Below are 7,156 nucleotides of genomic sequence, written 5' to 3'. Positions count from 1 at the left end.
GCCGTGGGGGCCGCGATGGCCGCCGGGGGGTCGTTCGCGGGCTGCGTCACGACGTACGCGCCGCCCGCGACGATCGTCACTCCCGCGCTCAGGGCGACGGCCGGCTTGGTCAGAGCGCCGAGCATTTTGCCCGACCAGCTGACGGAGGCACCGGTGGTGGCGGCGACGGCCGTCTTGCCGCCGAAGGCCAGCGACAGGGTGAAGCCGACGGGCAGCGGGACGAGCGCGATGCCCACCAGCAGCCGTTCCGCCGGTACGACGACCGCCTCGCCGGGGCTCGCGCAGTACGCGCACCCCCTGATGTGCCGGGCCAACCGCTTGCGCCACACGGAGTCCGGGACGCCGTCCCAGCGGGCGGTGACTTCGCGCAGGTCGGGGCAGGCGCCGTCGAGCGCCCGTACGATCCCGCGCGAGGCCTCCAGGCGCTCCTTCATCCGCTGGACGCGTACGGCGGCGTGCTGTCGGCTGATGCCGACGGCGGCAGCCAGCTCACGCCGGGTGAGTTCACCCGCGACCTCCAGCCACCACAGCGACAGCAGTTGCCGGTCCTCGTCGTCGAGCCAGCGCACCGCCTCCGCGACCTCGCGCCGCTGTCCCTCCAACTGGAGTTTCAGCACGGTGAGTTCGGCGAAGTCGGCGGCGCCCCCGGCCGTCTCGTCGCGCAGGGTGTCGGTGGTGCGGCGGCGGGCGCGGTCCCGGATCTGCCGCATGGCGATCGCGACGAGCCACGACCGGAAGGAGTCCGGGTCGCGCAGGGAGCCGAGGTTGTCGACAGCCCGGAGCATGGTCTCCTGCACGACGTCGTCGACGTCCGCGTGACCGTTCAGGGCCCGTCCGACGATGTTGTAGACCAACGGCAGCCAGCCCGCGACCAGTTCGTCCAGCGCCCGCCGGTCACCGGCCTGCGCCGCAGAGATGGTAGATGTCCACTGGCGCCCGTCCACAAAAGCCCTCTCTCGTACGTGTGTGCACCTTACGTCGCCCCGTCGCCCACAGATTCCCCCCTCCAGGTCACCCGGAGGAGACGGATCGAGGGCGCCCCCGATAACGGTTTTCGCCCGCCGCGACACGTATCGCGCAGGGGGCAGCCTTCACACGGCGGCGACGTGGGCGACGGCCGGGGGCTCCGCCGTCAGCGCCTCCAGCCGCTTGATCCGCTTGCGCACGACGTACAGCGGGATCACCCCGATCACCCCGAACGACATGTCGATCACCGTCCACCAGAAGGGAATCCCCCGGATCGGCCCGCAGACCAGCGCGAGCGGAACGATCCCGGCGCAGGCGATCATCCCGAACTCGACGACCCAGATGTTGCGTACGGGGTCGCGGTAGGGCCCGTAGAAGGCGACCGCGATGACGAGGTGGGCGAAGGCGAGCCAGTCCGTGCCGTAGAGGACGAAGGGGTAGCGCTGGTCGGCGGCGTCGAGGCCTTCGCGCACCCGCCCGATCCACGCCGTCAGCCCCGGCAGGTGATCGGGGACGGACAGGGCCTTCAGCAGGCTCTCGGTCCAGCGCAGTTCGTGCACGAGGGGGAATGCCGTGGCGCCACTGAGCACCAGACACACGACGAAGAGGACCAACCAGGCGCGGATGCCCTTGAGCAGGGCGGCTCTGTCGCTCATGGAGGCAGCGTACGCCCGAGTTGAACATGTTCAAAAGCGCCCCCTCGACATGCGAGCGCACAGCCGTGCGGCCCCGGACGAGAACTCCCGTCCGGGGCCGCACAGGTGACACGGTCGGAACTCAGCCGCCGAGCGACGTCATCACGTGCTTGATCCGCGTGTAGTCGTCGAAGCCGTACCCCGAGAGGTCCTTGCCGTAGCCGGACTTCTTGAAGCCGCCGTGGGGCATCTCCGCGACCAGCGGGATGTGGGTGTTGATCCACACGCAGCCGAAGTCCAGGGCCTTCGACATGCGCATCGCACGCGCGTGGTCCTTCGTCCACACGGACGACGCGAGGGCGTAGTCCACGCCGTTGGCCCACCGCACGGCCTGCGCCTCGTCCGCGAAGGACTGGACGGTGATGACCGGGCCGAAGACCTCGTTCTGGATGATCTCGTCGTCCTGCTTCAGGCCCGAGACGACGGTCGCGGCGTAGAAGTAGCCCTTCTCGCCGACCCGGTGACCGCCCGCCTCGACCTTGGCGTGGGCGGGCAGCCGTTCGATGAACCCGGAGACCTGCTTGAGCTGGTTCGGGTTGTTGAGCGGCCCGTAGAGCACGTCCTCGTCGTCCGGCTGCCCCGTCTTGATCTCCGCGGCGGCCTTGGCGAGCGCGGCGACGAACTCGTCATGGACGGACTCGTGCACGAGCACGCGCGTGGCCGCCGTACAGTCCTGGCCCGCGTTGAAGTAGCCCGCCACCGAGATGCCCTCGACGGCGGAAGCGATGTCGGTGTCCTCGAAGACCACGACCGGAGCCTTGCCGCCCAGCTCCAGGTGGACGCGCTTGAGGTCCTTCGACGCGGACTCGGCGACCTGCATACCGGCCCGTACCGAACCGGTGATCGACGCCATCGCCGGGGTCGGGTGCTCGACCATCAGGCGGCCGGTGTCACGGTCGCCGGTGATGACGTTGAAGACGCCCGTGGGGAGGATCGAACCGATGATCTCCGCCATGAGGACCGTGGACGCGGGAGTCGTGTCCGACGGCTTGAGGACGACGGTGTTGCCGGCCGCGAGCGCGGGGGCGAACTTCCACACGGCCATCATCATCGGGTAGTTCCAGGGCGCGACCTGCGCGCAGACACCGATCGGCTCGCGCCGGACGATCGACGTCATCCCGTCCATGTACTCGCCGGCGCTGCGCCCTTCCAGCATCCGGGCCGCGCCCGCGAAGAAGCGGATCTGGTCCAGCATGGGCGGGATCTCCTCGTCCCGGGTGAGGCCGATCGGCTTGCCGGTGTTCTCCACCTCGGCCGCGATCAAATCCTCGGCGCGCTCCTCGAACGCGTCCGCGATCTTCAGGAGGTACTTCTGCCGCTCGGACGGCGTGTTGTCCCGCCAGGCGGGGAACGCGGCGGCGGCGGCGGCCATGGCGGCGTCGACGTCCGCCTGCCCGGAAAGCGGCGCGGTCGCGTACGCCTCACCCGTCACGGGGTTGACCACCTCGGTGGTCCGCCCGTCGACGGCGTCCCGGAACTCACCATCGATGTAGTTGCGCAGACGACGCAGCTCGGTGCTCACTGCCGGCCCTCCAGATCTCGGGTGCCGGTCGGCTCGGGGCCGATCGGCTCGGACGTCCATTGACTGAGACACCACCCTATTCCGCAGCGCGACGTTTTCAACACCCCCATTCCCCTTCTGGCTGCGAAATCCGCAAGACTGACACCTGTTAACAACGGATTTCATCGATTCAGCCTTGCGAAACTGCCGACTCCTCGTGCACAGTGAGGGCGTGGCCAGTCGAAGCGCAGAGCACAGGGACTCCCGCGAGTCCACCCCTCGCGAGCCTCGGGCCCGCGAGTCCAAGGGCGGCGGTCCCCAGTTGGACGCGGTCTCCCTCGCCATCATCGAACAGCTCCAGGAGGACGGCCGCAGACCGTACGCGGCGATCGGCAAGGCGGTGGGCCTCTCGGAGGCGGCCGTGCGCCAGCGCGTACAGAAGCTGCTCGACCAGGGAGTGATGCAGATCGTCGCCGTCACGGACCCGCTCACCGTGGGTTTCCGCAGGCAGGCGATGGTCGGCATCAACGTCGACGGCGACCTGGACCCCGTGGCCGACGCGCTGAGCGCCATGCAGGAAGTCGAGTACGTGGTGATGACCGCGGGTTCCTTCGACATCCTCGCCGAGATCGTCTGCGAGGACGACGACCACCTGCTGGACGTCATCAACAAACGCATACGGGCCCTGCCCTGCGTGCGCTCCACCGAAAGCTTCGTCTACCTCAAGCTCAAGAAGCAGACCTACATGTGGGGAACCCGATAACCGTGACGACAACCGACAGCCACAGCTCAAGCACCAAGGATCTCAGCCGCACCGCGTACGACCACCTGTGGATGCACTTCACCCGCATGTCCTCGTACGAGAGCGCTCCCGTGCCGACGATCGTCCGGGGCGAGGGCACCTACATCTACGACGACAAGGGCCGCCGCTACCTCGACGGTCTGGCCGGTCTGTTCGTGGTCCAGGCCGGTCACGGCCGCACCGAGCTGGCCGAGACCGCCTTCAAGCAGGCGCAGGAACTGGCCTTCTTCCCCGTGTGGTCGTACGCCCACCCGAAGGCGGTGGAGCTGGCGGAACGTCTCGCCCACGAGGCGCCCGGCGACCTCAACAAGGTCTTCTTCACCACCGGTGGCGGCGAGGCCGTCGAGACCGCCTGGAAGCTCGCCAAGCAGTACTTCAAGCTGGTCGGCAAGCCCACCAAGTACAAGGTCATCTCGCGTGCCGTCGCCTACCACGGCACCCCGCAGGGCGCCCTGTCGATCACCGGCCTGCCGGGCCTGAAGGCCCCCTTCGAGCCCCTCGTCCCCGGCGCCCACAAGGTCCCGAACACCAACATCTACCGCGCCTCGATCCACGGCGACGACCCGGAGGCCTTCGGCCGCTGGGCCGCCGACCAGATCGAGCAGGAGATCCTCTTCGAGGGCCCGGACACGGTCGCCGCCGTCTTCCTGGAGCCGGTGCAGAACGCGGGCGGCTGCTTCCCGCCCCCGCCCGGCTACTTCCAGCGGGTCCGCGAGATCTGCGACAAGTACGACGTGCTGCTGGTGTCCGACGAGGTCATCTGCGCCTTCGGCCGCCTCGGTACGACGTTCGCGTGCGACAAGTTCGACTACATCCCGGACATGATCACCTGCGCCAAGGGCATGACCTCGGGCTACTCCCCGATCGGCGCGTGCATCATCTCGGACCGCCTCGCCGAGCCGTTCTACCAGGGCGACAACATGTTCCTGCACGGCTACACCTTCGGCGGGCACCCGGTGTCCGCGGCGGTGGGCCTGGCCAACCTCGACCTGTTCGAGCGCGAGAACCTCAACCAGCACGTCCTGGACAACGAGGGCGCGTTCCGCTCGACCCTGGAGAAGCTGCACGACCTGCCGATCGTCGGTGACGTCCGCGGCAACGGCTTCTTCTACGGAATCGAACTGGTCAAGGACAAGACGACCAAGGAGTCCTTCGACGCGGAGGAGACGGAACGTATCCTCTACGGCTTCCTCTCCAAGGCCCTCTTCGAGAACGGCCTGTACTGCCGTGCCGACGACCGCGGCGACCCGGTCATCCAGCTCGCCCCGCCGCTGATCGCCAACCAGCAGACGTTCGACGAGATCGAGCAGATCCTGCGCGCGACGCTGACGGAGGCGTGGACCAAGTTGTAGGCGTCCGGAGCCTTCCCCTCTCCCGGCGGTTCAGCTGTTCATACGGCCCGGGTACACCCGTACGAGTGAGAACGGGTGGGCCCGGGCCGTGTGCTGTCCAGCCTCGCGCCGCCCAATACCTAGCGTGCCTGTAACCGATCGGCCCTGCCTTCGTTCCCCCGCACGGGGGGTTTCGCGGATTCCGCCCGCGATCCGCACGGCATTTCTGATCCGAACCGAGGTGTACGCGATGGTGGCCCCGCCGGACAACGACGTGCTCTGGGCACGCGCCCTGCACTTCCAGCACAACGACGGCTCGCCCGCGCTGAGCGGCGTGTCGCTCGGTGTCAGGGAGGGCGAGATCCTCGCCGTCAGCGGCCCGCGCGGCAGCGGCAAGACGACCCTGCTGCGCTGCCTGTCCGGGCTGGTACGCCCGATGCGGGGCGAGGTCTGGTTCAACAGCGTGCCCGTGCACACGATGGGCCCGCTCACCCGTGAACGGCTGCGCCGCGACCGGTTCGGCTGGATCGACCCGGCCCCGGTCCTCGTACCGGAACTGAACGTCTGGGAGAACGCGGCCCTGCCCCTGATGCTGCGCGGCACCAGCCGCCGCCGCGCCAAGACGGCGGCCCTGGAGTGGCTGGAGCGCCTCGACATCGGCGATCGGGCCCGCAAACGCCCGTACGAGCTGCGCCAGTCCGAACGCCAGCGGGTCTCGATCGCCCGGGCCCTCGCCCCCGCCCCGACGGTCCTCTTCGCGGACGAACCGACGGCGCCCCTGTACCAGGCGGACCGCGCACAGGTACTGCGGACGCTGACGACAGCGGCCCGCTCGCACGGCATCACGGTGATCCTCGCGACGCACGACGCGGACACGGCGGCCCTGGCGGACCGCAGGGTCTCCCTGCTCGACGGCCGCCGCGTGACGACCGTCCACCTGCCCCCGGTCGGCAAGACCGGCAAGGCAGCCGAGGCCGACGGGGACACCGGCACGGACACCGGTACCGGCGCCGGTACCGACACGGAAGGCCGGGCCGCGTGCTCGCTCTCCGTCTAGCCCGCGGCTCCCACCCGGGCGTCCAGCTCCGCCGACTGCTGGTCGCGACGGCGTCGGCGGCCACCGGCTTCCTCCTCCTGGGCACCCTCGGACATGCCCTCGCCCACCAGAACACCCCCGGCGGCTCGGCCCTGCGCCTGGCCTGGTGCGTGGCCCCCCTGGCGGCGACGGTCTACTTCGCGGTGACGGTGGCCCGCACGGACCCCGGCACGAAACCGCGCCCCGGCCTGTCGGCGATCGGCCTGGGCCCGGGTCGCCTGATGGCCGTCTCGGCGACGACCACGGCGCTGTCCTGCACCCTGGGTTCGATGCTGGCCCTGCTGTTCTTCCTCCACCTGCGGGGGGACCTGACGGGCATGCCGTTCGACGGGGACGCGGCGGACTTCCTGGCCGCCGACCACCCCCTCCCCCTCCCGGCCGCCCTGACCCTCCTGACCCTGGTCCCGGTGACGGCATCCATCGCGGTGGCCCTGACCCTCCGCCCCCGGGACACCCGCCCGACATCCGGCAGGACCGGCACCCGCCTCAGGACATACGGCCGCTTCACCCGCCAGGCGCCGTCCGCGAGCAGCGGCACCGCCCAGCCCGCAGAGCCCACGGGCAACCGCGCCGCCGGGCCGACGGCCGGTGGCGCCCCCCAGCCTGCGGGCAGTCGTACCGCCCAGCCTGCGGCCGGTGGCGCCACACAGTCCGCGGAGTCCGCGGGCAGTAGCCCCGCACGACCCGGGCAGTCCGCGGGCAACCGCGCCGCCCAGCGTGCCCAGCCCGCCCAGTCTGCGGGCGGTCGTGCCGCTGGGGCGGCAC

At 70.1% G+C, this 7,156-nt stretch carries 6 protein-coding genes and 1 pseudogene; 4 read left to right on the top strand and 3 right to left on the bottom strand.

The genetic code is table 11. The annotated features are described in order from the left end of the window. From AOK08_RS06045 to AOK08_RS06035, 3 genes are all read right to left on the bottom strand, one after another. Positions 1-944, bottom strand: a 944-nt coding sequence (locus AOK08_RS06045; RefSeq protein WP_157876575.1) for a sigma-70 family RNA polymerase sigma factor, incomplete at its 3' end; no start/stop codon positions are given. Between the two features lie 147 nt (positions 945-1,091). After that, positions 1,092-1,622 carry a hypothetical protein gene (locus tag AOK08_RS06040; RefSeq protein ID WP_055524360.1) on the bottom strand — a complete coding sequence of 177 codons (531 nt, stop codon included), beginning with the start codon at positions 1,620-1,622 and terminating at the stop codon, positions 1,092-1,094. A gap of 121 nt (positions 1,623-1,743) precedes the next feature. Next, positions 1,744-3,183 carry a gamma-aminobutyraldehyde dehydrogenase gene (locus tag AOK08_RS06035; protein WP_055524359.1) on the bottom strand — a complete coding sequence of 480 codons (1,440 nt, stop codon included), beginning with the start codon at positions 3,181-3,183 and terminating at the stop codon, positions 1,744-1,746. 196 nt (positions 3,184-3,379) lie between these two features. Here AOK08_RS06035 and AOK08_RS06030 point away from each other — a divergent pair, with 196 nt between their 5' ends. The 4 genes and pseudogenes from AOK08_RS06030 to AOK08_RS47045 all read left to right on the top strand — a co-directional run. Further along, positions 3,380-3,925, top strand: coding sequence for an Lrp/AsnC family transcriptional regulator (locus AOK08_RS06030; RefSeq protein WP_055524357.1), 546 nt, complete (start codon positions 3,380-3,382; stop codon positions 3,923-3,925). Next, complete coding sequence (locus AOK08_RS06025; RefSeq protein WP_079053858.1) at positions 3,910-5,316, top strand: aspartate aminotransferase family protein; 1,407 nt, start codon at positions 3,910-3,912, stop codon at positions 5,314-5,316. Before AOK08_RS06030 ends, AOK08_RS06025 begins: the two co-directional genes overlap by 16 nt. Positions 5,317-5,545: 229 nt before the next feature. Further along, positions 5,546-6,352 carry an ABC transporter ATP-binding protein gene (locus tag AOK08_RS06020; RefSeq protein ID WP_055524356.1) on the top strand — a complete coding sequence of 269 codons (807 nt, stop codon included), beginning with the start codon at positions 5,546-5,548 and terminating at the stop codon, positions 6,350-6,352. Beyond that, positions 6,334-7,156 (top strand): annotated as a pseudogene (locus AOK08_RS47045) (hypothetical protein); the annotation flags it as partial. The gene AOK08_RS06020 and the pseudogene AOK08_RS47045, both read left to right, overlap by 19 nt.

This window comes from Streptomyces graminilatus (assembly GCF_001418565.1).
Taxonomy (GTDB): Bacteria; Actinomycetota; Actinomycetes; order Streptomycetales; family Streptomycetaceae; genus Streptomyces; species Streptomyces graminilatus.
Note: the sequence above shows the minus strand (reverse complement) of the source record. Positions and strands in the feature narration are given on the sequence as shown.

Coding starts and splice junctions, on each gene's coding strand:
- AOK08_RS06020 (WP_055524356.1), top strand. CDS start 5,546: ATGGTGGCCCCGCCGGACAACGACGTGCTCTGGGCACGCGCCCTGCAC.
- AOK08_RS06040 (WP_055524360.1), bottom strand. CDS start 1,622: ATGAGCGACAGAGCCGCCCTGCTCAAGGGCATCCGCGCCTGGTTGGTC.